The organism is Westiellopsis prolifica IICB1, assembly GCF_004323185.1.
GTDB classification, from domain to species: domain Bacteria; phylum Cyanobacteriota; class Cyanobacteriia; order Cyanobacteriales; family Nostocaceae; genus Pelatocladus; species Pelatocladus prolificus_A.
Window position 1 is genome coordinate 1 of sequence record NZ_NAPS01000023.1, and the last position, 1,621, is coordinate 1,621.

The following is a 1,621-nucleotide window of genomic DNA, read 5'->3' on the forward strand; positions in this document are numbered from 1 at the left end:
ATCCGGAGCGCTACGGCGTCGTCGAGTTCGACAAGCAACGCAAGGCAATATCGATTGAAGAAAAGCCCGCGAAGCCAAAATCCAGTTATGCCGTGACAGGCCTGTATTTCTATGACGAACAAGTTTGCGACATTGCCGCAAGCATAAAGCCCTCGCCGCGCGGCGAACTGGAAATCACCGATGTGAACGCGCGGTACCTCGCCATGGGCCAGTTGCATGTCGAGATTATGGGGCGCGGATACGCTTGGCTGGATACGGGAACACATGACTCTCTACTTGAGGCGTCGCAGTATATTGCGATTGTCGAGAAGAGACAGGGCCTAAAGGTCGCTTGTCCCGAGGAGATTGCATTCCGAAATGGCTGGATCAATGCCGAAGCGCTGGAAGGCCTGGCTCAGCCCCTCGCCAAAAGCGGATATGGGCAATACTTGATGAGATTACTCACTGAGTCGCCGGCATAATCTCTTAAGCCGCTCCTGCCTGTGAATATGGATGCTGCTCTATTACTAGCCAAGGAAGGTATAACAGCATAGGTGTTCGATTTTTGATACTCGCAAAATAAAGCATTCTCTACAAATCAGCTAGTATTTTTACTACACGTGTGGTTATCAGTGGATTATCCATTCCCTCACCATTGTGAACATGCGCCACATATCATTCTACTTCAGGCTTTTGGCTCTGATTTCGGTCCTTACAATCAGCATTTTGCTCGCCTGGATTGAAAGAGGTCTAGCCTCACTTCCTATAGGCATCTGGAAAGTGGTTTCCGTCGAATCGCCTGAGACCTCTCTCGAACAACATTGGCGGGTTGGGCAGCAGTTTGAATTGACTTCGGACGGAAAGCTTATCTTCTCCGACGCGGCGGACCGGCAGAGCGCGGCCTATGTTGGGTCAGGGATTTGCCTGACACCCTGCGCGGAGATTTCCTTTTTGAACATCGACTATAGGCTTCCAAGTCACACGACATATGATCTGTTCGTGTCGGACGAAGCACTACTCATCGCTGGGCCGAATGAGATCAGGGTGAAGGTAGCACGCAACTGAAGACTAGAATCGCCCACCCGACAACTTGCGCCCTCGCACTATACACAACGATACCATTACTAGCGGTATTTTCTATTATATTTACATCGATGAACGAAATTAATGATTTCCACAAATTGTTATCATTTTGCTTTTTCGCATCATTTTTCATCATTTTTATTTCAATGACCGGGTATATACTTACTTTGTCGGCGACAATTGGATTTTGATTGGACTCCATTATGTCAACGAGGTGAAATTTGAGGCGCTGCGTGAGGTAATTCACCCTATAGACGCAATATTACTATACAATTGGATGAAGTCAGATCTATCCCTGATTAAAAACTACCCCGTCCCCGCCCTCTTCGCATTAACATTTCTGTGTGTGACAGCCTTTATACTATTTAATTTAGTAGGGATCGATCAGCGCAATGCAAAGCACCTCCGCTCTCCCCAGACTGCAGCGATTTTTAGCATCTCTTTAGTTACCTCCGCCGCGATATCGCAGAAAGCTGGCCACCTGCCTTCGGTGGGAAGCCTGCAGTTTTACTCGCAGTTAAGTGCTAATACAGGAATTCGACCAAGTTATTTGGTAGCC

Annotated in this window: 2 protein-coding genes; both read left to right on the plus strand. The window is 47.9% G+C overall.

What is annotated here, in order from left to right; all coding sequences use genetic code 11:
• A partial coding sequence (locus B4U84_RS30145) for a sugar phosphate nucleotidyltransferase (RefSeq protein WP_242677779.1) occupies positions 1-461 on the plus strand: 461 nt, incomplete at its 5' end.
• Positions 462-1,171: 710 nt separating this feature from the next.
• On the plus strand, positions 1,172-1,621 hold a 450-nt coding region (locus B4U84_RS31380), incomplete at its 3' end, for a hypothetical protein (protein WP_207391056.1).